Consider the following 22,444-nt stretch of genomic DNA (forward strand, 5'->3'; position numbering starts at 1 on the left):
GCGTCAATACGAAGTCCCGCAGCGGATGTCGAGCGCTGCTCGTCGGCCCCGGCTTGCCCTGGCACGCCGGATGCTCTTTCCTCACAGCATGGGGTCGCGGATGAGACTGGACGGTGTGGAGTGCAGGACGGAGGGGCGGCAGGTCGTGGCCAGGGTCAGGCTCAGCCTGGACGACGACGTGCGCACCGGCTCCTCCAGCGCGCCGGCCGTAGGGACCGGATGGCAGCGCGCCGTGGCCGAGGCCACGCTGCAGGCGGTCGCCGCCTTCGTGGGCGGCGGTGTCGCCTTCACCCTGGACTCCGTCACGGAAATCCGGACCGGGCGTCATCCGCTGATCGTGGTGACGATCGTCGTCCACGACGGGCGTCGCGAGGTCTTCCTCTCCGGTGCCTCCCGGATCAAGGACCATCCGCCCACGGCGGTGGCGCGCGCCGTCCTCCACGGCCTCAACCGCTGGACGGAGTTCCTGCACGAGCGCGACATCACCGCCGATCCCCTCGCCGATCACTCCGGCTCGGCGATTCACTGACCAGGATCTCCTGCAGGGCCCATTCCACCTCTTCTCGGACGGCAGGATCCGTTTCGACCGCCCGCCTCCTGAGCAGGGCCTCCATCGCTTCGTTCCCCCCGATCCGGCCGAGGGCCCAGGCCGCGTGCCCGCGCACCATGGGGTCGTCGTCCTCCAGGGCCCGGCCGAGGGCGGGCAGGGCGCGGGGATCGCGCAGGTTGCCCAGGGCCACGGCGGCGTTGCGGCGCAGCCCCCGGCGCTTCGCCCGTTTGATCGCGCTGTGGCGGAAGCGCGTCTGATAGGTGGATTCGTCGATGTGCAGCAGTTCCACAAGATCCGGAAACGCCACGTCGCGCCGCGGGGCGAAGGAGGCATGCAGGCCCCGCGCGACCAGGGCGTTGTGCGGGCAGACGTCCTGGCAGACGTCGCAGCCGAAGACCCATGTCCCCAGGAGCGGCCGCAGCTCCCGCGGGATCCAGCCCCGCAGTTCGATCGTCAGATACGAGATGCACCGTCGCGCATCGACGACGTAGGGCGCGACGATCGCGCCCGTCGGACACCGGTCCAGGCAGATCCGGCACTGCCCGCACGATCCTTCCAGCGGCGGGTCCGGCGCCAGGGCCAGGTCGGTGAGGATCTCTCCCAGGAAGACATAGGACCCGAATCCGGCCTTCGTGATCACCATCGCATTCTTCCCGAACCAGCCCAGCCCGGCCCGCTGGGCCAGCGCCCGGTCCAGCAGGGGTCCGGTGTCCGCGTAGTACCGCGCCACGGCGGCGCCTCGATCCCGCAGGAAGGCGGCCAGCGCCCGGAGCTTTTCTTCCATCACCCGGTGGTAGTCGGTGCCCCAGGCGTAGGCCGAGATCCGGCCGCGCAGCCGGTCGTCGCGGGGAGGCGGTGCGTCCCACCGGTAGGCGAGGCCGACGACCACCGCCGAGCGCGTACCCGGGACGACCTCGGCGGGAGCCGCGGCCCGCGGCGCGTGTTCCGCCATGTAGCGCATCGTCCCGTGCATGCCCGAAGCGACCCACGCCGCCAGGTGCCGGTCGTGGGGTTCCAGCCGGTCGGCGGTGGTCACGCCCACCAGGTCGAATCCCAGCCCCCGCGCGTATGCCTTGACCTCCTGCGTCAGCGTCGCCTCCATCGGGTCCATTGTAGAGCCTTCGACCAGGGGAAAGAGGATAGGGGAGCAAAAGAATCCAGAAACTCTGCAATAACCTATTCCCGTTTCCGCGTCTGTAGTCTGTGAAAGCGGGTCGTCTGTGTACCCGGTGTCAAGATGAGCGATCCCTTCGAGCAGATGGTCCGGCCGCACCTGGACTTCCTCTACGGTCTTGCCGTGCGGTTGTGCGGCGACCGCACCGCGGCGGAGGATCTGGTGCAGGATGCGCTGCTCCGCGCTTTCCGGGCTTTCCCGGGGCTGCGCAACCGGGAGCGCCCGAGACTGTGGCTGACGCGGGTGCTGACCTCGGCCTTCCACGATCGGGTGCGCGCGCAGGGCGCCGACCTCATGGACCGCGAGGCGGACCGGGAGTTCGACCTGTTCGACCGCATCACGGAAGAGGATCCGTTCCCGTATTCGGATCGGGTGCACCTGGACTTCCTCGATCTCTTCGACGACGCGAAGATCCTGGAGGTGCTCCAGGCACTGCATCCCGACCTGCGCGCCGCCTTGATCCTGGCCTATGTCTACGGGTTCACGGCGAAGGAGATCGGCGAGATTCTGGAGCGGCCGCTGGGGACGGTTCTGTCCTGGCTGCACCGGGCGCGGAAGCAACTGGAGCGGGAGCTGTGGGAGTACGCGGCCGCCAGGCACCTGTTGACGTCACGGACGGAGGCGCGGGTGTGATCAGCTGCAAGGAAGCCGTCTCACGGCTGTGGACGTACCTCGACCGCAACCTCGGGCGCGTCCAGGAGCACGAGCTGGAAGAGCACCTGGGACTGTGCCGGCACTGCTGCGGGGAACTGGAGTTCGCGCGGCAGATCAGGGAGCGCCTGCGGGCCACGGCCGCGGGGAGCGAAATCCCGCCCCAGACGCGCGAGCGCCTGGAGACCTTCGTCAGGCGCCTGGGCGATGGAGGAGCGTGACCGCGATGGAGACCCACCTGCACCCTCCGGCACCGCGGACCGACGATCTGCTGGGTCAGGCGGAAATCACCGCTTCGGTGCAGCAGGCCTACCGGGCCGTGATCGGGACCCGGACCGAGGTCGCCGCCCGCCTCTATGACCCGGCCCAACTCGCCCAACTACCCCGGGGCGCCATCGAGCAGGCGTTGGGGGTGGGGAATCCGGTACGCGCCGCCGGGTTGCGCCCGGGCGAGGTGGTGATCGATCTCGGCTCCGGCGGGGGCATCGACACCATCCTGGCCGCCCGGGCCGTCGCTCCCGGCGGGGAGGCGATTGGTCTGGACATCCTCCCGGAGATGCTGGAGATTGCGGCCCGCAACGCCGCGGAAGCCGGCGTCACCAACGTGCGGTGGCTGCAGGGCCAGATGGAGGCCATCCCGCTGCCCGACGAGAGCGTGGACGTCATCATCAGCAACGGTGTCGTCAACCTCTCGCCGCGCAAGTCGCGCGTGTTCGCCGAGATGTTTCGGATCCTGCGGCCGGGCGGGCGCTTCTCCGTGGCGGACATCGTCCTGGACGAGGATCTCCCGCCGCAGATTGCCACGCATCCAGCGGCCTGGGCGGGCTGAATTTCGGGGGCCCTGGCGGAGCGTGTCTTCGTCAGCAAACTGGTCAAGATCGGGTTCGTCGAGGTGGCGCGGGGTGAGGAGTTGCCCTTCGGCGTGGAGGAGTGCAGCCAGTACCCATTGTTCACGCCGGAGCTGATCGCGCTGATGCGGCGGCTCATCCCGCCGGAGAAGCAGGCCGCGGTGGCGCGGTCGGTGATCTTCACGGCGCGGAAGCCGTAGGAGGGCTGGTCATGACCTGGGTGCGGACACTGGACACGGATGAGGTGACCGGCCGGCTGCGGCAGGTGTACGAGGCCGAGGAGGCCCGGCTCGGGTTCGTGATGGAGGCCACCAAAGCATTGTCAGCCAGGCCGGCTCTGGCCGAGGCCTTCGACGCCTTCACCGCCGCCGTGAAGGAGGCCTCGGCGCTGACGCCCCAGGAGCGGCGGCTGATCAGCCTGCTCGTGGCCCACCGGTTGAAGTCCACGTACTGCGTGCTGGTGTATGCCACGGACGTCGAGCGCGACCTCGGCGGGCTGGACCGCCTGCGGGCGGTCCTGGAGGACTACCGCCGCGCCGGCCTCAGCGTGCGCGACGTCGCCATCCTGGATTACGCGATCGCCGCGGCGGCGGGCCATCCCACCGAGGAGCACGTCGCCCGTCTGCGCGAACTGGGTCTCGACGACGGGGCCATCATCGATGTCGCGGTGTGGGCCAACCTCCGCGCCTTCCGCAGCCGGATCTACGAGGCGCTGGGGACGCAAACCGACCCGTTCTTCCTGGAGCAGCAGGATCTCGTCGAAGCGGTGACGCTGCCGGAGCGGCAGCGCATCTGAAGCGGTCTCTTCACAGTCGTCACCCCCGGGGACAGGCATGCCTGACGCTGCGGGAGAGGCCGTACATCACGCAAGGAGGGAGACCGAGATGAAGTCCACGACTCCCGCGTCACTGAACGGCGTGAACGTGCAGCAACTGGTCGACACCATCAACGCCGTCAAGTCCAACCCCGATATCGCCCGCTTCCGCTTCCGGGCGGAAACGGACTGGATCGAGGGCGGGCACTCGCGCACGAAGATCCAGGGGTTCTTTGGGGCCGGGCAGGAGGACACGTCCCGCGCCCGCCCGTTCGTCCTCGACGGCGACGAGCCGCCGGTGCTCCTCGGCACGAACGCCGGTCCCAACGCCGTGGAGGCGGTGCTCCACGCGCTGGCGTCGTGCCTGGCCGTCGGCTTCGTCTACAATGCGGCGGCCCGCGGGATCAAGGTCGAGAGCCTCGGCTTCCGGCTGGAGGGCGACCTCGACCTGCACGGGTTCCTGGGGCTGTCCGAGACGGTGCGCCCCGGCTATCAGAACATCAAAGTGACGTACCGGGTGAAGGCGGATGCGCCCCGCGAGCAGATTGTCGAACTGTGCAACTACGTGCAGAAGACATCGCCGGTGCTGGACATCATCCGCAACCCGGTTCCCGTCACCGTCGCCCTCGAGTCGTGAGGCGGGCGGGCCTGACGTGAGAGGGTGCAGCGATATTCCGCGGGGGACGGCGGGAACGACCGTCGTCCCCCGTGCGAGTTCTTCCGGCAGGGAGAAACCGCTCAGGAGGGGAGGAAAGGATGGATCCGAAGTCGCAGGCGCAGGTCGGCCCGGCAGGGAGTCGGAAGATGGCGAGCATCGAGGGGAAGAATTTCGACACACCGGATGAGACGCGCCGCCCCTTTGCCAAGGGGCGGGTCGAGGTCATACGCGTCGGAGGGCTGACCTTCTACCGCGAAACCCTGGAGCCGGGCTGGCGCTGGTCGGAGCACGTCAGGCCCGTCGTGGGCGGAACGAGCTGCCAGCGCTACCACGTCAAGATCTTCCTGAGGGGACGCCAGCGGATCCGCATGGACGACGGGACCGAGATGGAGTTCGGGCCGGGGGATGTCGCCGTCATGCATCCCGGCCACGATGCCTGGGTCGTCGGCGACGAGCCCAACGTGCTGATCGAACTGGCGGACGCGGTGAAATCGGCTCCGTAGACACCTGCGGGTGTCCGGCGGCGCCGCGCTTCAGATCCGCATCCGCGGGTCGAGCAGGTCGCGCAGGCCGTCGCCCAGGAGGTTGAAGCCCATCACGGTCAGGAAGATGGCCAGCCCCGGGTAGATCGACAGCCACGGCGCCTCGGTCAGGTAGTCCCGCCCGACCGTCAGCATCGATCCCCAGGACGGCGTGGGGGGTTGCGCGCCCAGGCCGAGGAAGGAAAGGCTGGCCTCGGCCAGGATCGCGCCGCCGATGCCCAGGGTGACCAGGATGATGGCCGGGGCGACGATGTTCGGCAGCAGGTGCCGCACGATGATGCGCCGGTTGCTGGCGCCCAGAGCCCGGGCCGCCTCGACGAACTCCTGTTCTTTCACCGCCAGCACCGCGCCCCGCACGACGCGGGCCAGGGAGGTCCAGCTCACCAGGCCCAGGGCGATGAAGACGTTGTAGAGGCTGGGGCCGATCACGGCCATGACGGCGATGGCGAAGAGGAGCCCGGGGAAGGCGAAGATGATCTCCGCCAGGCGCATGATCAAATTATCTACCCAGCGCCCGTAGAATCCTGACAGCAGGCCGAGAGCCACTCCGATCGTCAGCGCGGAGGCCTGGACGGCGATCCCCACGCCGAGCGAAATGCGCGCCCCGTGGAGGATCCGACTGAGGACGTCGCGGCCGAAGGTATCGGTCCCGAACAGGTACCGGCCGCCGGGCGGCCGGAGGTAGTCGTTCAGGTCCCCGCGCACCGGGTTGTGGGGCGCAATCCAGGGCGCCAGGACCGCCACAAGGATGAAGACGGTCACGATCGTCCCGCCGACGGTCAGGTTGCGCAGACGGCGGGCGCGTCGCCACAGCGACCGCCGGGGGGCGCGGCGGAGGGCGGCGGGGGGCGTGGCGGCCACGACGTTCATCGCCTGACCGTCCTGCTCATTCGTAGCGGATCCTGGGGTCGAGCCAAGCGTAGGAGAGATCGACGACGAGGTTCAGGATGATGAAGACCGAGGCGATGAAGAGTACGCAGCCCTGGACTACGGGCAGGTCGCGCGCGCCGATGGAATCCAGCAGCAGACGGCCCACCCCCGGCCAGGAGAAGACGCGCTCGGTGATGACCGCCCCCGACAGCAGCCCGCTGATCTGCACCCCGATGATCGTCACGATGGGGATCGCCGCATTCCGCAGGGCGTGCGCCACGATCACCCGGCGCTCGGCCAGGCCCTTGGCCCGCGCCGTGCGCACGTAGTCCTGCCGGATCACCTCCAGCATCGAGGAGCGCGTGAGGCGGGCGATCACCGCGGCCAGCCCCGTCCCCAGGGTGAGGGCCGGCATGATCAGGTACGGGTACGGCGGGCCGTAGCCCGACGGCGGAAGCCAGCGCAGCTCGACGGCGACGACGTAGATCAGGAGCAGCCCCAGCCAGAAGTTGGGGATGGAGACCCCGAAGGTGGCCAGTGAGATCGCCGCCGCGTCCAGCGCCGTATTCTGCCGCAGCGCCGCGAGCACGCCCAGGGGGATGCCGATGGCGACGGCGACGGCCAGCGCGGCCGCGGCGAGCCGGGCGGTGGCGGGAAAGCGCTCGAGGACGGTGCTCAGGACGGGCTGTTCGCTGCGGAAGGACAGCCCCAGGTCGCCCCGCAGGGCGTTGCGGAGGAACTTCAGGTACTGCACGGCGAGCGGATCGTTGAGGCCCCACTTCTCCCGGAACAGCCGCGCGGCGGTGGGATCGGTGCTGGCCATCTTCTCCTCGACCATCACCGTGACGGGATCGCCCGGGACGACGTACATCAGGACGAACGTGACCAGAGTGACACCGACGAAGACGGGGAGGGCGAGGAGGAGACGACGGGCGATGAACGCGGGGAGGCCTGTCCTCATCAACTAAAGACATGCCCGGCGGGGAAGACCTCCCCGCCGGGCGGCCGCGGAGGGCATCTAGCGTCCTCCGATCCAGACCCGGGTCATGTCCTGGACGTCCATCTCCATCGGATTCCCCACCAGGCCGTGCACGTTGGGCTGGTGCACCAGGACCGCCTTGTTGTAGTTGAAGAAGAACCACGGCGCGTCCTGCACGATCAGCTCCTCCGCCTGCTGGCAGAGCCGGATCTGCAGGGGAGATCCCGCCGCCGCGCGCTCCGCCTGGTCCAGCAGCTGGTCCACGCGGTCGTTCTTGTAGAACATGCGGTTTCCGGCCGGGCCGAAGTTGCGCGAGCGGAAGGGCCCCAGATAGCCGACACAGTTGGGCGTCCCGCCGTGGGAGAGAACGTAGGTCGGAATCTCTCCCTTCCCGGCGCGGTCCAGCACGACGCCGAAGTCCTGCTGCTGGATGCGCGTCCGCACCCCCACGTCGTTCCAGTAGCGCTGGATGCCTTCCATCCAGCGGCCGACGGTGGGACTGGTCGAGCCGTTCAACTCCAGATCGAACCCATTGGGGAAGCCGGCCTGAGCCAGCAGCTCGCGCGCCCGCTGAGGATTGTACTCGTAGCCCCGGAGGTTCCGGTTGTAGGCGGGGTGACTGGGCGGGAAGACGCCGGTGGGGGGGAAGGCCTTGTTCCCCAGGACGGTGCGCACGAGCGCCGCTTTGTCCACGGCGTAGTTCAGGGCCTGGCGGACCCGCACATCGTTGAGCGGGGGTCGGGTCACGTTGAAACCCACGTGCCGGGTGAACAGCTCCGCCACTTCGATGACGTAGGGCTGCCACCGGGGGTCCTCGGCGTAGCGGCGGTAGTTCACATCGCTCAGCAGCATGAACTCCAGCCGTCCGGTGTCGAATTCCGCCTGGGCGGTGGCCGGATCGGGGATGATGCGGAACTCGAGCGCACTGATGTAGGGTCTCCCGCCCCAGTAGTCGTTGTTCGCCCGCAGCAGGATGCTGGTGTCCTTCTGCCAGGAGACGAAGAGGAAGGGCCCCGAGCCCACCGGCCGCTGGCCGAAATCCCGGCCCAGGCGTTCCGCCTCCTCCCGGGGGACGATGTACAGGCCGAAGGCGCCGGCGAAGTTCCAGATGAAGTTGGGGTCGGGTTGCGTGATCGTGATGGCCAGACGGTAGCGGTCCAGCACCCGGATGCCGCTCACCTCGCGGGCCTGGCGGGCGATGAACTCCTGGGCGCCGACGATGCGGTCGTATCCCCGCACCTGGGGCGACGCCGTCTCCGGGGCCAGGATGCGCTCGATGCTGTACTTCACGTCGTCGGCCGTCATCTCGCGCCCGTGGTGGAATCGGATGCCCCGGCGCAGGGTGAAGGTGAAGGTCCGCCCGTCGACACTGACCGACCACGACTCCGCGGCCCGCGGGGTGAAGCGCAGCGTCCGCGGGTCGACGTCCAGCAGCGTGTCGAAGATGTTCATCCGGACCGCGTCCTGACGGACGAGGCGCGTCCCGGCGGGATCGAGGGTGGCGGGATCGCTGCTCAGCGCCCGGCGGAAGTGGCCGCCCCGCACCGGCGTCTGAGCCATCGTCGGGGGGACCGCCGCCGTCAACAGGAGAACGATGACCGCCCAGGCGCCCGGGCGCCGCAGATCGAGTTTCATCGTGCCCTCCCGTCTACATGTCGCCGTGTTCTTCGCCGCGTCACCAACCCGCCCTGCCAGGAAAGGTCTGCCCGGGGAAGGCGGGGCCGGGCCGGTTGCGAATCGTTACACGCGGAGATGTCCTCACCCTCCCTGGTCATCGCCGCCGAGCGGGTGATCGCCGAACAGGGCGATCTGGCCCCCGGCGTCGTGGAAGTCCATCGGGGGCGGATCGTCGCCGTCCGCGGCGGTCGGCCTCCCCGCAAAGCGCGCCTGGAGCGCGGTTTCCTCGCCCCGGGCCTCGTCGACCTGCAGATCAACGGCTGCGCGGGCGTCGATTTCGTCACCCTGGAGGACCCCGGCCGGCTCCGGCCCGTGCGCCGCCTCCTGCTCGCCTGCGGAGTCACCGCCTTCCTGCCCACCCTGATCACCACACCCCTGCCGGTATTGCGGCGGGCGCTGGCGTTCTGGCGGGAGGTCGCCCGCTCCGGCGGTGCGCCCCGCGTGATCGGGGTCCACCTCGAAGGTCCCTACCTCAATCCCGATTTCGCCGGCGCCCATCCCAAGGAGCATCTGCGGACGCCGGATCCCGCGGAGTTCGCCGCGTTGCTCGACGCCGCCCCCGGGCTGGTCCGGCTCTTCACCCTGGCGCCCGAACTGCCGGGTGCGGAGGAGGTGATCAGGGCGGCGCGGGCCCGCCGCATCGTGCTCAGCGCGGGGCACACCGGCGCAACCTTCGAGCAGGCCCTCCGCGCCTTTCGGGCGGGGGTGCGGATGGTCACCCACCTGTTCAACGCCATGCGCCCGCTCCACCATCGGGAACCGGGCATCGTGGGAGCGGCGCTGGCCGCCGACGGTGTGACCGCGGGCCTCATCGCCGACCTGGTCCACGTCCATCCGGCGGTGGTGCGGGCGGCCATTGCCGCCAAGGGCTGGTCGCGCATCGCCCTGGTCACCGACGCCGTGGCCGCCGCGGGGCAGGAGGCGGCGGCCGGCCGGCCGGTGGGGACTTCCTCTCTGGCGGGGCAGACGGTCACCGTCTCGGATGCCCCGCGGCTGCCCTCGGGAACCCTGGCCGGCAGCCTGCTCACCCTCGACCGGGCCATCCGCAACGTGGTGACCCTGGGGGTGCCGGTGCGCGAGGCCGTTCTGATGGCCTCCACCGTTCCGGCCTCGCTGCTGGGGCGGCGCGACCTGGGCCGGATCGCAGTGGGCGCCCGCGCCGATCTGGTGCTCTTCGACCGGAGGCTCGGGGTGCGCTCCGTCTATGTGGCCGGAGAGCGGGTGTTCCACCGGGCGCGGGAGCGGACAGGAATCCCCTCTGCGGCGACGGAATAGCGCAACGGAGCCGGGAGAGAGACTCCGGAGGTGTACAGGTGAAGAGATTCCGCATCTGCGCTCTCGGGTTAGCGGTGCTGCTCTTTGCGCTGACCGGCGCGCAGGGGCAGACCCCCGCCCCCCAGCGGGGCGGGACGATCCGGGTGGGGATCACCCAGGAGATCCTGAACCTCGACCCGCACGTCGCCACCGCCTTCTCGTCGTTCCAGGTCCTGGACCTGGTCTATGAGAGCCTGCTGCGGTTGAACCCGCGGACGCTGAAGCTGGAGCCGGGCCTGGCGCAGTCCTGGACGGTGTCCCCCAACGGGCTGGAGTACACTTTTACCCTGCGCCGCGATGTCACATTTCACGACGGCAGCGCGCTGGACGCCAGTGACGTGAAGGCCACCATCGACCGCATCCTGGACCCGGCGACGCGCTCGCCCCAGGCCAGTTTCCTCGCTCCCATCGGCGAGGTGACCATCGTCAACCCCTTCGTGGTGAAGGTGACGCTCAAGCAGGCCGCGCCCTTCTTCCTCTCGCTGCTGACGGTGCCCGGCCGCGGGATCGTCCCCGCCAACTTCGTCGACAAGGTGGGCGATCCGCGGGTCAAGACACTGGGCACCGGCCCGTACATGCTGACCGAGTTCGGTCCGGGCTCCGTGCGCCTCACCCGCTACGAGCGGTACTGGCGGAAGGACGCGGCGGGAAACCGCCTGCCCTACGCCGATGCCGTCATCTATCGGGTGATCCCCGATCCGGCCACGCTGCGCGCCGCGGTCCGCGCCGGCGAGGTAGACCTGATCATCGGCTTCGGGGTGGACATCACGGCCGCCCGGGCCCTGGCCGGGGTGAGCGACCTCCGGATTATGTCGGTGCCGGACCTGTCCTACAGTCTCGTGGGGATCAACGCCGGGAAGGCCCCCTTCAGCGATGTGCGGGTCCGCCAGGCGATGAGCCTGGCCACCAACCGCGAGCAGATCGTCCAGGTCGTCTACGGCGGGCGGGGCACGGTGGGCGGCCCCATTCCCCCCACCCTGGAGGAGTGGCGGCCGGTGCCGGCCCGCAACCTGCCCCTGTACCAGCCCGATCCGGCCCGCGCCCGGCAGCTGCTCCAGCAGGCCGGGGTCAATTTGCCCGTCGCCGTCAAGATGATGCCGATCCCCACGGTCCCCGAGGCCGTGCAGATGGCCCAGGTGCTCAAGGAGCAGTGGGCGGCGGCCGGCTTCACCGTGGAGATCGAGCAGGTGGACTTCGCCACCTTCCTGGCGCGCTGGCGCGGCAGCCAGTTCGACACCTTCGTCTCCCTCAACGGCGGCGCCGTGGACCCGGACATCCACCTCTACCGGCACATCCACTCCACCGGCAGCACCAACGTCTTCAAGTTCAAGGACGCCGCCATCGACCAGCTCCTGGACCAGGCCCGGGCCACGGCCGATCCGGCGCGGCGGGCGGAGCTGTACACGAGGCTGCAGCGGGCCATCGCCGAGCAGATCCCCTTCCTGTTCGTGGCCTACGCCGACCTGTTCGCCGTGGCGCGGACGCAGCTCAACGGGTTCGTGCTGTCGTCGACCAGGTCGATGACGCCGCTGGCGGAGTCGTGGCTGAGCAGGTGACGCCCGGAGCCACAGGGCCGTCAGTCCAGGTCTTTCAACCCGCGTAGCCGGGAGCGGCTTCTCGCCAGGGGCGAAAAGCGTACCGGGCGCGTCCGACGCAATCCCCTCCCGCCGGAGGAGGGGATGGCGTCGTTTCAGGTGCAAAGGAGCACAGCGGGATGCAGAGGTACGTCGCGCAGCGGCTGCTGCTCCTGATCCCCGTCCTCCTGGTCATCTCGGCGCTGGTGTTCTCGCTGATGCACCTCATCCCCGGGGATCCGGCGCAGGTCATCCTCGGTTTCGAGAACACCGACCCCGTTCAGCTGGAGGCGGTGCGCCGCGACCTGGGATTGGACCGGCCCGTCTACGTGCAGTACGGCCGCTGGCTGTCCCGGGTCGCCCGCGGGCAGTTCGGCACGTCGGTGCGCACCGGGCGGCCCATCGGGACGCTGCTCGGGGAGGCGCTGCCGTTCACCATCGAGCTGGCGCTGTACGCGGTCCTGCTGGCGATGCTCATCGGGATCCCGGTCGGCACGCTGGCCGGGACGACGCGCTCCCGCGCCGCTGACGGAGCGATGCAGACCCTGACGCTGCTGGGGTTGTCCCTGCCCGCCTTCTGGGTCGGGGCGATGTTCATCTTGCTGTTCAGCGTCCACCTGCGCTGGTTTCCCGTCCTGAGCTATCCGCCGCTGGCCACCGACCCGCTGGCCAACCTGCGCGGGTTCTTTCTCCCGGCGTTGACCCTGGCCGTGCCCAACGCCGCGGCCATCGCCCGGATGGTGCGGGCCTCGATGGTCGCCGTGCGGGGAGAGGAGTACGTCAAGGCGGCGCGGGCCAAGGGGTTGAGCGAGGTCCTTGTGGTCCGGCGCCATATGCTGAAGAACGCCCTCATCCCCGTCGTCACCCTGATCGGCATCGTCACGGGGTACCTGCTGGGCGGCGCCATCGTCGTGGAACAGGTTTTCGCCATCCCCGGCGTCGGACGGATGGGACTGCAGGCCATCGTGCAGCGGGACTACCCGGTCCTCCAGGCCGTGGTGCTCGCCGTCGCCGGGCTCTTCGTGCTGGTCAACCTGGTCGTGGATCTGATCTATGTCCTCCTCGATCCCCGAATCCGCTATTCGTGATCGCGTCGCCTGGGGCGCGGCGCGGGTCGCTCCCGGACGCCGCGGTCTGGTCACCTTTGTCGTGCGCTCGCGGAAGTTTGTCGTCGGATCGAGCATTCTGGCCGTCGTCGTGCTGGCCGCCCTGCTCGCCCCCCGCCTGGCGCCCTATCCCGTCACCGAGATGCACGCCCTGGACCGCTTCGCCCCGCCCGGGAGCCGGTACTGGCTGGGCACCGACTTCTTCGGACGGGATCTGTTCAGCCGCATTCTCTTCGGCTACCGCACCTCGCTGCTGGTCGCCGCTCTATCCGTGGCCTTCGCCATGACCGTGGGCAGCGCCCTGGGCGTGGTGGCGGGCTACGCCGGCGGGGGTATCGATACCGCGCTGATGCGCGCCATGGATATCCTCTTCGCCTTTCCCGTGCTGCTGCTGGCCATCGCCATCGTCGTCGTGCTCGGCGCCGGTACGCTGACCACGGTGTTGGCCATCGGGATCGTCTACGTGCCCATCTTCGCCCGCATCGCCCGGGCCCCGACCCTGGTGGTGCGGGAGCAGGCGTACGTCGAAGCGGCCCGGGCCCTGGGCCAGCGGACGCGCCGGATCCTCCTGCGCCACGTCCTGCCCAACGTGAGCACGCCGATCTTCGTCCAGGCCACGATCAACCTGGCCACGGCCATCCTCTTCGAATCGGCGCTGAGCTTCCTGGGGCTGGGCACGCAGCCGCCCTATCCGTCGCTGGGGCTGATGGTCAGCGAGGGACGCAACTACCTCGAACTCAGCCCCTGGCCCTCGGTCTTTCCGGGTCTGGCCATCGTGTTGGTGGTGCTGGGCTTCAACCTCGTGGGCGACGCCCTGCAGGAGATCCTCGACCCGCGCCTGCGGCAGACCTGGGCGGGCTCATGATCACGCTGCGCAGCGGGACACCCGAAGAGGCGGAGCTCGATCCCGGGCGGCTGGCGGCGGTGGAGGCCCTCCTGGCCGAAGGGGTGCGCGACGGCGTCTTCCCCGGCGCCGTCGCGCTCGTCGCCCGCGGCGGGGTGGTGGGATGGCAGCACGCGGCAGGATGGGCGCAGCTCACCCCCTCCCAGCGGCCGGCCGCCCCGGACACCATCTACGACCTCGCCTCGCTGACCAAGGTCACCGCAGCGCTGCCGGTGGCCCTGGCCCTGGTGGACCGGGCGCTGCTGGATCTCGATGCGCCGGTGCGCGCTCTGCTCCCCGAGTTCACCGGAGGGGCCCGGGACCTGGTGACCTTCCGCCACCTGCTGGCCCACACCTCGGGACTGCCCGCCTGGCGCGCCCTCTACCTGCGGGCCGCGGCGCGGGCGGAGGTGCTCCGGGTGATCTGCGACGAGCCGCTCGTCGCCGACCCCGGCGCCCTCGTCGAATACTCCGACCTGGGGATCATCCTGCTGGGGTTTGCCATGGAACGGGCCCTGGGGGTCCGCATCGATGCGCTCGTGCGCGAGTACGTCACCGCCCCGCTCGGGCTGCGGGAGACGATGTACACGCCGCCCCCGGAGCTGTGGGGGCGTTGCGCGGCCGCCGAGGTCGGCCACAGGTACGAGCGGGAGAAGGTGGGCGAAGAGGGCCGGGAGCACTCCTGGCGCGAGGAGGTGCTGTGCGGCGAGGTGCACGACGGGAACACCTACTATGCCATGGAGGGGGTGGCCCCACACGCGGGGTTGTTCTCGACCGCCCGGGAGGTGGCGGAGGTGGCCTTCCAGTGGCTGCGGCCCGGCGGCCTGCTCAGCGCCGCGGCGGTTGCCGACGCCACCACGGACCAGCGCGCCGGCGCGGCGGGGTATCCCCGGGGGCTGGGATGGGTTCTCCACCACGAGGGGGTCTTCTTCGACGCCTTCGGCCCCCGGTCGTTCGGGCACACCGGATTCACCGGCACTTCTGTGGCCGTCGATCCCGATCAGGACCTTGTCGCCGTGCTGCTGACGAACCGGGTGCACCTGGGGGGATCGAACACGAAGATTCAGGAGTTCCGTCCGCGCTTCCACCGGGCGGTGCGGGAGGCGCTGCGCTGATGATCCTGGTCGGGGTGGACGCGGGAGCCACCACCACGCGCGCCGTCGCCTCGGAGGACGGGCGTCTGGCGGGCCGGGCCACCGCCGGATCGGGGAATCCGCACAACGCCGGCGTGGGGGCGGCGGCCGAGGCGATTGTGCAGGCCGTGCGCCGGGCCGCCGGGGGGCGGGCGGCCGACCTGGTTGTGGCGGGGGTCGCCGGGCTGGAGGACCCCAGGATCAAAGAAGGCCTGCACTCGGCGCTGGCCGCCAGCGGCTTCTCGCAGCAGTTTCACATTTCCTCGGACGCGCTGATCGCCCTCGACGGGGCGTTTCTGGGCGGGCCGGGCATCATCGTCATCTCCGGAACGGGGTCGGTGGCCTGGGGGCGGAACGAGCGGGGGGAAGAAGCCCGCTCCGGCGGGTGGGGGCACGTAATCGACGACGCCGGCAGCGGGTACGACATCGGACGGTCGGTGCTGCGGGCCGTCCTGCGCGCGCACGACGGGCGAGGGCCGGCGACGATCATGACCTCCAAGGTCTTCGAGACGCTGGGCGTCCGCCTGCCGGAGCAGATCGTCGGCGCGGCGCGGGAGATGTCCCCTCCGCAGATGGCCGCCCTGGCGCCGATCGCCCTGGAAGCGGCGGCGGAGGGCGATGCCGTGGCGAGGGAGATCCTCGCCGTCGCCGGCCGGGAGCTCGCCGCGACGGCGGAAGCGGTGTGGCGGCAACTCGGGTTCGCGGGTCCGCATCCTGTGGCCGGCATCGGCGGGGTGTTCAGCCACGCCGGGATGCGCGAGGCGTTCGTCGAGGCGCTGCGCGGGCTGTGCCCCGAGGCGGTGTTCACCCCGCCCCGCCTGCCGCCCGTGGGCGGGGCGCTGTGGCGCGCCTTTGCGATGCGCGGCCTTCGGCCGCCGGAGGCGCTCATCAGGCAGGTGGCGGAGGGCGATCGATGAGCGACAACCCGTCGGGGAGGAACGACTTCGGCGATCTCGTCACGGAGAGGCGGAACCCCCGCTCGATGCGGCTCGACGTGATGAGCACGGCGGAGATTGTCGCGCTGATCAACGACGAGGACGCCACCGTCGCCGCCGCCGTGCGCGGGGCCCTGCCCGAGATCGCGCGCGCCGCGGACCTCATCGCCGACCGCCTGCGGCGGGGCGGCCGGCTGTTCTACGTCGGGGCGGGCACCAGCGGGCGGATCGCCATGCTTGATGCCGCGGAGTGGACGCCGACCTTCGGCACCGATCCCGGGCTGGTCCGCGCCGTCGTCGCCGGGGGCGCCGAGGCGACCATCGCGGCGGCCTCCGCGCTGGAGGACGATGCGGAACAGGGCGCGCAGGACCTGGCCGTCCACGATCCGGTTCCATCTGATGTGGTGGTCGGGATCGCCGCCAGCGGCCGGACTCCGTACGTGCTGGGCGCGCTGCGGAAGGCCAGAGCCGCCGGCGCGGCGACGATCGCCCTCTGTTCCAACGCCAACACGCCGATGGCGGAGGAAGCCGACCTGGCCATCGTCGTCCTCACCGGTCCCGAGGTGCTCACGGGATCGACGCGGATGAAGGCCGGGACGGCGCAGAAGATGGTGCTGAACATGCTGAGCACCGCGGCGATGGTCCGCCTGGGGAAGGTGTACAGCAACCTCATGGTGGACATGGTCCCGGCGAACGAGAAGCTGCTCCACCGCGCCCGGCGGATCGTCGCCGAGGCGGCGGGCGTCTCGCCCGCCCAGGCCGCGCAGGTGCTGGAGGCCGCAGGCAACCACGTGAAGACGGCGATCGTCATGGCCGTCCTCCGCTGCGGGCGGGACGAAGCCCGGGCGGCGCTGGAGCGGGCCGGCGGCATGGTGCGTATCGCCCTGGAGGCGCGGCGGCCGTGATACGCACCTGGCCGGCGGCGGCCGACCGCCTGGTGGTGGTCGGGCTCATCTCCGGAACCTCCGTGGACGGGATCGACGCCGCGGTGGTTGAGGTGACCCGCCGCCCGGACGGCGGAGTTACCGCGCGCACCCTGACCGCCATGACGCGGCCCTATCCGCCTGACATGCGCGAGCGGATCCTCGGCCTGTGCCGCCCCGACGCGCCGCTGGAGGAGGTGTGCCGGGCGAACTTCGACGTGGCCGCGGAGTTTGCCCTGGCCGCGCAGGAGGCCCTGGAGGCGGCGCAGCGGGTCGGCCTGCGCCGCGAGGATGTCGACCTCATTGCCTCGCACGGGCAGACGATCTGGCACATCCCCCGCCACAGCACGCTGCAGATCGGCGAGGCCGCGGTCATCGCCGAGCGCACCGGCTTGCCCGTGGTCAGCAACTTCCGCGCGCGCGACGTTGCCGCCGGCGGTCACGGTGCGCCGCTCGTTTCTTATGTCGACTACGTTCTCTTCCGCGATGCCGCGCGCGGCCGGGCCCTGCAGAACCTCGGCGGGATCGGCAACGTCACCTGGATTCCGGCCGGCGCCGGGCCCTCCGACGTCCTGTCCTTTGACACAGGGCCGGGCAACATGCTGATCGACGGGGTGGCCCGCCTGGCCGCGGGGCGGGAGCGCGACGACGGCGGCGCGCTGGCCGGGCGGGGACGCGTCCACCCGCAGCTGCTGGAGGAGCTGCTGGGCGACCCGTACTACAAGGAACCTCCGCCCAAGACGACGGGACGCGAGAAGTTCGGCGAGGCCTGCGCCCGGATGGTCCTGGCGCGCGGGCGGGCGCTGGGGGCGGGCCCGGAGGACCTCCTGGCGACCGTGACGATGCTGACCGTCCGGACGATCGCCGACGCCTACCGCGCCCACCTGCCCGGCGTGCAGGAGGTCGTCCTCAGCGGCGGGGGCGTCCACAACGCCACATTGGTCCGCTGGCTGCGGGAGGCCCTGTCTCCCGCACCGGTGATCAGCAGCGCGGAGTACGGCGTCGACCCCGACTTCAAGGAAGCCGTGGCCTTCGCCGTGCTCGGCGCGCAGACGGCCTGGGGCCGACCCGGCAACCTCCCCGCCGCCACGGGAGCCTCGCGGGCCGTCATCCTCGGCGACCTCACGCCGGCCTAGTTCCTTCCTCCTCCGGTCCATCCCGGTCGGAAAAGATCAGGTCTCGACCCGATCTCTCCGGCATCGTTCCGGGTAGAGAAGGACAGTAGCGTCGGTTATCCCTGTCGGTTTGGGGAAGGATTGATGGAAGATGCTCGTCCGCCGCCCTCTCCTCGCTCTTACGGCCGTCTTCCTCCTGGCGATGCTGGCCGGCTTCCCTGCGGCGCCGGCGCGGGCCCAGTACGAAGACCTCATCGCCCAGGTGAAGCCCGCCGTGGTCCTGATCCAGGTGACCCACGCCCTGGGCGGGCGCGGACACGGCTCGGGGTTCGTCTACGATCCTTCCGGCTTCATCCTCACCAACCACCACGTCGTGGAAGGGGCGGCGCAGATCACGGTGCGGCTGCAGGACGGCCGCACCTTTCCGGCCCGGGTCGTGGACTACGTCCGGCGCGCGGAGTACTCGTGTCCGCCGCAGGTGGCGCGGATGGTCGATGCCGCGGTCCTGAAGATCGACGCCACGGACCTCAAGGCCATCCCGCTGGGCGATTCGTCGTCGCTGCGGCAGGGACAGGAACTGCTGGTGCTCGGCTATCCCGGCGGGGTCGGGACGGAGGAGGTGAGCGTGACCCGGGGCATTGTCGGGGCGCTGCGCAGCGGATGGTTCCAGACCGACGCCACGATGATGCCGGGCAACAGCGGGGGCCCGGCGGTCGACCGGCAGGGCAGAGCGGTCGGGCTGGTCGCTTTCGGCACCGGCCAGTACTTGAAGATCGGCGGCGTCATCGCCATCAACGAAGTGCGGGCCATGGCCGCCGCCGCCCTCTCTCCCGACGGTCCCCGGACGCGCCAGGTCCTCGTCAGCGGCCGGGAGTTCGTTGCGGCCATGGAGGTAGGCCGCCGGAAGACCCTGCGCCAGACCGCCGAGGCTCCGGGGATGCGCACGTCGGTGTCGGAGTACAGCTCGGAGGTGACGCAGGTTCAGGAGTTCGCCGGCGCGTTGCTGGCGACGATCCGCACGGGCCAGGACCGTGAAATGCGCGAGCTGCTGGATGCCGACGGCCTGTTCATCGTCGGCATCTCCGGCGACCGCCACTGGAAGCACTCCTTCCGCGAGCCCTGGACCCTGCTCTCGTTCCCCCTGTGCCCCGGCGTCGGATGGCGGAGCCAGGTCGGCATGCAGGAGCTCTCCGACGGCACCATCCGGCAGATGACGATCTCCGCCCGGGTGGAGGCGGTGGGTGAGACGGTGACGGTCCCGGCCGGGACCTTCTCCGGAACGGTGAAGATCGTCGAGGCGTACGAGATCGTCGATCTTTCGGGTCGGAAGCCGCCGATCCGCCAGCAGGAGACGGCCTGGTGGGCCCAGGGCGTCGGCGCGGTGAAATCCGTGACGGTGGACGCCGCCACCCAGCAGCGCTGGACCGACGAGCTGGTGTCGTCCAGTACCGTTGCGGCCGCGCCCCCGGCGCCTCCGCCCACCCCCGCCCCTTCGCCCTCCGCCCCGACCGTCCCCGCGCCCTCGGCCCCGGGCCCGTCGACGGAGCCCGGAGCGCCGGCGGCCCGCCCGCCGGCCCCCAACGACCGGGTCATCGTGCCCGGCGAGCGCGTGGGGGCCGTGCGCATCGGCGATCCTCTGGACCGGCTCTTCGAAACGCTGGGAGAAGTCCCCACGGTGTCGGGGTCCCAGCGTCCCGGACAACCCTCCGGCTGGATCCGGTACCAGTGGCGGAACAGGGTGTACGCCTACGTGGAGAAGGACCGGCGGCTGATCACCGAGGTGGGGGTCTGGGCGCCGAACCCCGGCGAGATCGCGCAGCCGCCCTTCCGCATGGCAAACGGGATCGGCCTGGGCAGCACGGAGGGCCAGGTGGTGGCCGCCTTCGGCCGGCCCCCCAAACGGCAGGAGGGGGCGCGCCACGTCATCTACATCTACAGCCCTCAGGGAGTCGCCTTCTTCATCGGGACGAATCCGGGCTATGCCTTCAACGGGCAGGTGTACGACATCTTCGTCTTCCCGCCGGGCACGTACTGAGTCGAACAGGAAACTCATCGAGGTCTGCGGCCCGCCGCCCCCGGCAACGAGTATAGTGAGGGACAAGAGGCGCATGCGGTCGCAGACGGCCGACCTCGTCGGCCAGCATTTCATCGTCGATTTTTCCGCTCCCGAGGTCACGCCCGACCTGGAGCGTCTGGTGCGCGAGGGGCGCATCGGCGGGGTGATCCTCTTCGCCAAGAACATCCGCTCCGCCGCGCAGGTGCGCACCCTGACGGCCGACCTGCAGCGTCTGGCGGCGGACGCCGGGCTGCCGCCGCTGTTCGTGACGGTCGATCAGGAAGGCGGCGTCGTGGCCAGGCTGCACGAAGGGTTCACCGTCTTCCCCGGGGCGATGGCCCTGGGAGCGACGGGACGGCCGGAGGACGCCGCGACCGCCGGCCGCGTCACGGCGCAGGAACTGCGGGCGCTCGGCATCAACGTCAACCACGCCCCCGTGCTGGACGTCAACACGAACCCCGCCAACCCGATCATCGGGCCGCGGGCCTTCGGCGACGACCCGCACGACGTGGCGCGGTTCGGGATCGCCTACCTCCGGGCCCTGCAGGCCGCCGGCGTGCTGGCCACCGTCAAGCACTTCCCCGGTCACGGAGATACCGTCCTCGACTCCCACCTCGACCTGCCCACGGTGGGGAAGGATCTGCGGCGGCTCCGGGAGGAGGAGCTGTACCCCTTCCGGGAGGCCGTCCGCGCCGGCGCCGACGGTCTGCTGTCGGCGCACATCGTCTATCCCGCCCTGGACGCCTCGCGTCCGGCCACGCTCTCCCCGCGGGTGATGCGGGACCTCCTGCGCGGCGAGCTGGGCTTCGAGGGTGTGGTCATGACGGACTCGATGGCCATGAAGGCCATCGCCGACCGCTGGTCGCGGGGGGCGGCCGCGGTGGAGGCCCTGCGCGCCGGATGCGACCTCATCCTGGCCTGCGGGTCCCGCGAAGAGCAGTGGGCGTCCATCGAAGCCGCCCGGCAGGCGGTCGCCGACGGGAGGCTCGATGCCGGCATGATCGAGCAGAGCGGCGCGCGGATTGCCGGAATCAAGGCGCGGTATGCGCGCCCCTCCTCCGGGGACGGCGGGGCCACCGGGACGGCCTGGCCCCTGGCCCAGGCCATCGCCGACCGCGCCGTGACCCTGGTGCGAAACGACGCCGGACGCATCCCGCTGGGATCCGGGCGTGTCGCCGTGATCGCCGTAGGCGACCGCACCTGGGAGGACCGCTTCCCGACGCTCGGTGAGGAGCTGGCCCGGGCGGGGCCGGGGGTCGTCGTCGTCACGTCGCTGGACGAGGTCCTCAATGGCACCTGGGACACCGTTGTGGCCGCCAGCCTGACCCTGCGCGCCGCCGAAGGAGTGGAGGCGGTGCGCGCCCTGCACCGGCATCTCGGTGACCGGCTGGTCGTGGTCGGGATCGGGAGTCCGTACGAGTTGCTGCGGTTTCCCGAGGTCTCGACCTACCTGGCCGCCTACGGGCCGGATCCGGCCAGCGTCCGCGCCGCGGCGAAAGCCCTGACCGGCGCCCTGACGCCTTCCGGCCGCCTGCCCGTGGCCCTGCCCGGCCTGCATCCCCGCGGGTGGGGCGTCAGCGCACGCGGGTAACCTTGCGCAGTCCCCGCGGCCGGTCGGGATCGAACCCTCTGGCCAGGGCCAGGTGCGCGGCGAACAGCTGCAGCGGGACGATGTAGACGTGGGGGCTCAGCACCTCGTCCACAGGTCCCGGGGCGGGCAGCAGGGTGCGGGCCGGCGCCCGGAGGGCCGGGCTGGAGGAGACCGCGATCACATCCGCGCCGCGGGCGCAAAGGTCGTGCGCCACCCTGGTCAGGTGGGGCCGCGTCCGTCCGGGAGGCGCGATCACGATCACCGGGAAGCGCCGTTCCACCACGGCGATCGGACCGTGCAGCAGGTCGGCTGACGACAGCGGTTCCGCCGCGATATAGCCCGTCTCTTTGAGCTTCAGCGCCGCTTCCCTGGCCGTGGCGTAGTTGTAGCCGCGCGACGTCACGATACAGCGTTCGATCCCGCGATAGCGGTGGGCGGCGTTCTGGAGCACTTCCTCGGAGGCCAGCGCCCGCCCGACCAGGTCGGGGAGGAGGCGGTGGCGGTCGAGGAGGCGGCGGTCTTCCGCCACGGCCCCGACCAGGAGGCTGAGGATCGCCAGCTGCGCCGTGTAGGTCTTCGTCGCCGCCACGCTGCGCTCCGGACCGGCGTGGAGCAACAGCGTGCTGTGCGCGGCGCCGGCCAGCGGGGAGCGACCGTCGTTGGTGATGGCGATGGTGCGCGCGCCGGCCCCGCGGGCCGCCCGGAGGTACTCGACGATGTCGGGTGAGCGACCGGACTGGGACAGCCCCATGACAAGCATCCCCCGCAGCCGCGGGACGCGCCGGTAGAGCGTGACCACCGACGGCGAGGCCAGGGAGACGGGGATACGCAGAACCGTTTCGATGAGATAGTGGCCGTACAGCGCGGCGTTGTCCGAGGAGCCGCGCGCCGCCAGCACGACGCCCAGGGGAGGATGGCGGCGCAGCCCGGCGGCGACGGCCTCCACGGAGCGCCGTTCCCGGTCCAGCAGCCGGGCCAGGACCTCCGGCTGCTCCCGGATCTCTGCGATCGTCAGCGTTCCCTTCACGGTTGTTCCTCCGCTGGATAATGT

Annotated in this window: 23 protein-coding genes; 18 read left to right on the top strand and 5 right to left on the bottom strand. The window is 70.8% G+C overall.

Features of this window, described 5'->3' with window-relative positions; all coding sequences use genetic code 11:
• Positions 1–100 precede the first annotated feature (100 nt).
• On the top strand, positions 101–529 hold the full coding sequence (locus tag QN141_02290) for a hypothetical protein (GenBank protein ID MDR7557299.1): 429 nt from the start codon (positions 101–103) through the stop codon (positions 527–529).
• On the opposite strand, the gene queG is transcribed toward QN141_02290, so the two are convergent.
• The gene (gene queG / locus QN141_02295) at positions 483–1,661 is read right to left on the bottom strand and encodes a tRNA epoxyqueuosine(34) reductase QueG (GenBank protein ID MDR7557300.1); all 1,179 of its coding nucleotides are present in this window, start codon (positions 1,659–1,661) and stop codon (positions 483–485) included. The two genes, QN141_02290 and queG, sit on opposite strands and share 47 nt — an antisense overlap.
• A gap of 126 nt (positions 1,662–1,787) precedes the next feature.
• Between queG and QN141_02300 the strand changes: the two genes are divergently transcribed.
• From QN141_02300 to QN141_02330, 7 genes are all read left to right on the top strand, one after another.
• Positions 1,788–2,357, top strand: a complete 570-nt coding sequence (locus QN141_02300) for an RNA polymerase sigma factor (GenBank protein ID MDR7557301.1) — start codon at positions 1,788–1,790, stop codon at positions 2,355–2,357.
• The gene (locus QN141_02305) at positions 2,354–2,596 is read left to right on the top strand and encodes a zf-HC2 domain-containing protein (protein MDR7557302.1); all 243 of its coding nucleotides are present in this window, start codon (positions 2,354–2,356) and stop codon (positions 2,594–2,596) included. The genes QN141_02300 and QN141_02305 overlap by 4 nt, the downstream gene beginning before the upstream one ends.
• A 5-nt stretch (positions 2,597–2,601) precedes the next feature.
• Positions 2,602–3,204 (top strand): methyltransferase domain-containing protein, encoded by a 603-nt coding sequence (locus tag QN141_02310; GenBank protein MDR7557303.1) that lies wholly within the window; start codon positions 2,602–2,604, stop codon positions 3,202–3,204.
• Positions 3,205–3,267: 63 nt separating this feature from the next.
• Complete coding sequence (locus QN141_02315) at positions 3,268–3,423, top strand: hypothetical protein (GenBank protein ID MDR7557304.1); 156 nt, start codon at positions 3,268–3,270, stop codon at positions 3,421–3,423.
• Between the two features lie 11 nt (positions 3,424–3,434).
• Positions 3,435–4,019 carry a hypothetical protein gene (locus QN141_02320; GenBank protein MDR7557305.1) on the top strand — a complete coding sequence of 195 codons (585 nt, stop codon included), beginning with the start codon at positions 3,435–3,437 and terminating at the stop codon, positions 4,017–4,019.
• Between the two features lie 88 nt (positions 4,020–4,107).
• Positions 4,108–4,674 (top strand): OsmC family protein, encoded by a 567-nt coding sequence (locus QN141_02325; GenBank protein ID MDR7557306.1) that lies wholly within the window; start codon positions 4,108–4,110, stop codon positions 4,672–4,674.
• A gap of 167 nt (positions 4,675–4,841) precedes the next feature.
• Complete coding sequence (locus QN141_02330) at positions 4,842–5,198, top strand: cupin domain-containing protein (GenBank protein ID MDR7557307.1); 357 nt, start codon at positions 4,842–4,844, stop codon at positions 5,196–5,198.
• Positions 5,199–5,228: 30 nt separating this feature from the next.
• Here the strand turns inward: QN141_02330 and QN141_02335 are convergent, their stop codons facing one another.
• From QN141_02335 to QN141_02345, 3 genes are read right to left on the bottom strand one after another with little or no spacing between them, the layout of a single operon-like run.
• Positions 5,229–6,107, bottom strand: coding sequence for an ABC transporter permease (locus QN141_02335; GenBank protein MDR7557308.1), 879 nt, complete (start codon positions 6,105–6,107; stop codon positions 5,229–5,231).
• Between the two features lie 16 nt (positions 6,108–6,123).
• The gene (locus QN141_02340; protein MDR7557309.1) at positions 6,124–7,068 is read right to left on the bottom strand and encodes an ABC transporter permease; all 945 of its coding nucleotides are present in this window, start codon (positions 7,066–7,068) and stop codon (positions 6,124–6,126) included.
• Positions 7,069–7,125: 57 nt separating this feature from the next.
• A complete protein-coding gene (locus QN141_02345) occupies positions 7,126–8,721 on the bottom strand; it encodes an ABC transporter substrate-binding protein (protein MDR7557310.1) in 1,596 nt (531 codons plus the stop codon).
• A gap of 117 nt (positions 8,722–8,838) precedes the next feature.
• Between QN141_02345 and nagA the strand changes: the two genes are divergently transcribed.
• The 10 genes from nagA (at position 8,839) to nagZ (ending at position 21,393) form a co-directional block, all read left to right on the top strand.
• The gene (nagA, locus tag QN141_02350; protein ID MDR7557311.1) at positions 8,839–10,038 is read left to right on the top strand and encodes an N-acetylglucosamine-6-phosphate deacetylase; all 1,200 of its coding nucleotides are present in this window, start codon (positions 8,839–8,841) and stop codon (positions 10,036–10,038) included.
• A 38-nt stretch (positions 10,039–10,076) separates the two neighbouring features.
• Positions 10,077–11,633, top strand: coding sequence for an ABC transporter substrate-binding protein (locus QN141_02355; GenBank protein MDR7557312.1), 1,557 nt, complete (start codon positions 10,077–10,079; stop codon positions 11,631–11,633).
• Between the two features lie 158 nt (positions 11,634–11,791).
• Complete coding sequence (locus QN141_02360; protein ID MDR7557313.1) at positions 11,792–12,739, top strand: ABC transporter permease; 948 nt, start codon at positions 11,792–11,794, stop codon at positions 12,737–12,739.
• Positions 12,705–13,622, top strand: coding sequence for an ABC transporter permease (locus QN141_02365; protein ID MDR7557314.1), 918 nt, complete (start codon positions 12,705–12,707; stop codon positions 13,620–13,622). The genes QN141_02360 and QN141_02365 overlap by 35 nt, the downstream gene beginning before the upstream one ends.
• Positions 13,619–14,755 (top strand): serine hydrolase domain-containing protein, encoded by a 1,137-nt coding sequence (locus QN141_02370; protein ID MDR7557315.1) that lies wholly within the window; start codon positions 13,619–13,621, stop codon positions 14,753–14,755. Before QN141_02365 ends, QN141_02370 begins: the two co-directional genes overlap by 4 nt.
• Positions 14,755–15,690 carry a BadF/BadG/BcrA/BcrD ATPase family protein gene (locus QN141_02375; protein ID MDR7557316.1) on the top strand — a complete coding sequence of 312 codons (936 nt, stop codon included), beginning with the start codon at positions 14,755–14,757 and terminating at the stop codon, positions 15,688–15,690. Before QN141_02370 ends, QN141_02375 begins: the two co-directional genes overlap by 1 nt.
• The gene (gene murQ / locus QN141_02380; GenBank protein MDR7557317.1) at positions 15,687–16,613 is read left to right on the top strand and encodes an N-acetylmuramic acid 6-phosphate etherase; all 927 of its coding nucleotides are present in this window, start codon (positions 15,687–15,689) and stop codon (positions 16,611–16,613) included. The genes QN141_02375 and murQ overlap by 4 nt, the downstream gene beginning before the upstream one ends.
• Entirely contained in the window at positions 16,610–17,767 is a 1,158-nt protein-coding gene (locus QN141_02385) for an anhydro-N-acetylmuramic acid kinase (protein MDR7557318.1), read from the top strand. Before murQ ends, QN141_02385 begins: the two co-directional genes overlap by 4 nt.
• A gap of 130 nt (positions 17,768–17,897) precedes the next feature.
• A complete protein-coding gene (locus tag QN141_02390) occupies positions 17,898–19,781 on the top strand; it encodes a S1C family serine protease (protein MDR7557319.1) in 1,884 nt (627 codons plus the stop codon).
• Between the two features lie 73 nt (positions 19,782–19,854).
• Complete coding sequence (gene nagZ / locus QN141_02395; protein MDR7557320.1) at positions 19,855–21,393, top strand: beta-N-acetylhexosaminidase; 1,539 nt, start codon at positions 19,855–19,857, stop codon at positions 21,391–21,393.
• Here nagZ and QN141_02400 read toward each other — a convergent pair.
• Positions 21,377–22,420: an SIS domain-containing protein gene (locus tag QN141_02400; GenBank protein ID MDR7557321.1), complete on the bottom strand. Its 1,044-nt coding sequence runs from the start codon at positions 22,418–22,420 to the stop codon at positions 21,377–21,379. The two genes, nagZ and QN141_02400, sit on opposite strands and share 17 nt — an antisense overlap.
• Positions 22,421–22,444 lie beyond the last annotated feature (24 nt).

It is taken from the genome of Armatimonadota bacterium (assembly GCA_031459765.1).
GTDB classification, from domain to species: Bacteria; Sysuimicrobiota; Sysuimicrobiia; order Sysuimicrobiales; family Kaftiobacteriaceae; genus Kaftiobacterium; species Kaftiobacterium secundum.

What these genes read in the sequence shown, in the direction of transcription:
- QN141_02290 (MDR7557299.1), top strand. Translation starts at nt 101, where the DNA reads ATGAGACTGGACGGTGTGGAGTGCAGGACGGAGGGGCGGCAGGTCGTG.
- queG (MDR7557300.1), bottom strand. Translation starts at nt 1,661, where the DNA reads ATGGACCCGATGGAGGCGACGCTGACGCAGGAGGTCAAGGCATACGCG.
- QN141_02300 (MDR7557301.1), top strand. Translation starts at nt 1,788, where the DNA reads ATGAGCGATCCCTTCGAGCAGATGGTCCGGCCGCACCTGGACTTCCTC.
- QN141_02310 (MDR7557303.1), top strand. Translation starts at nt 2,602, where the DNA reads ATGGAGACCCACCTGCACCCTCCGGCACCGCGGACCGACGATCTGCTG.
- QN141_02320 (MDR7557305.1), top strand. Translation starts at nt 3,435, where the DNA reads ATGACCTGGGTGCGGACACTGGACACGGATGAGGTGACCGGCCGGCTG.
- QN141_02325 (MDR7557306.1), top strand. Translation starts at nt 4,108, where the DNA reads ATGAAGTCCACGACTCCCGCGTCACTGAACGGCGTGAACGTGCAGCAA.
- QN141_02330 (MDR7557307.1), top strand. Translation starts at nt 4,842, where the DNA reads ATGGCGAGCATCGAGGGGAAGAATTTCGACACACCGGATGAGACGCGC.
- QN141_02335 (MDR7557308.1), bottom strand. Translation starts at nt 6,107, where the DNA reads ATGAACGTCGTGGCCGCCACGCCCCCCGCCGCCCTCCGCCGCGCCCCC.
- QN141_02340 (MDR7557309.1), bottom strand. Translation starts at nt 7,068, where the DNA reads ATGAGGACAGGCCTCCCCGCGTTCATCGCCCGTCGTCTCCTCCTCGCC.
- QN141_02345 (MDR7557310.1), bottom strand. Translation starts at nt 8,721, where the DNA reads ATGAAACTCGATCTGCGGCGCCCGGGCGCCTGGGCGGTCATCGTTCTC.
- nagA (MDR7557311.1), top strand. Translation starts at nt 8,839, where the DNA reads ATGTCCTCACCCTCCCTGGTCATCGCCGCCGAGCGGGTGATCGCCGAA.
- QN141_02360 (MDR7557313.1), top strand. Translation starts at nt 11,792, where the DNA reads ATGCAGAGGTACGTCGCGCAGCGGCTGCTGCTCCTGATCCCCGTCCTC.
- QN141_02365 (MDR7557314.1), top strand. Translation starts at nt 12,705, where the DNA reads ATGTCCTCCTCGATCCCCGAATCCGCTATTCGTGATCGCGTCGCCTGG.
- QN141_02370 (MDR7557315.1), top strand. Translation starts at nt 13,619, where the DNA reads ATGATCACGCTGCGCAGCGGGACACCCGAAGAGGCGGAGCTCGATCCC.
- QN141_02375 (MDR7557316.1), top strand. Translation starts at nt 14,755, where the DNA reads ATGATCCTGGTCGGGGTGGACGCGGGAGCCACCACCACGCGCGCCGTC.
- murQ (MDR7557317.1), top strand. Translation starts at nt 15,687, where the DNA reads ATGAGCGACAACCCGTCGGGGAGGAACGACTTCGGCGATCTCGTCACG.
- QN141_02390 (MDR7557319.1), top strand. Translation starts at nt 17,898, where the DNA reads ATGCTCGTCCGCCGCCCTCTCCTCGCTCTTACGGCCGTCTTCCTCCTG.
- nagZ (MDR7557320.1), top strand. Translation starts at nt 19,855, where the DNA reads ATGCGGTCGCAGACGGCCGACCTCGTCGGCCAGCATTTCATCGTCGAT.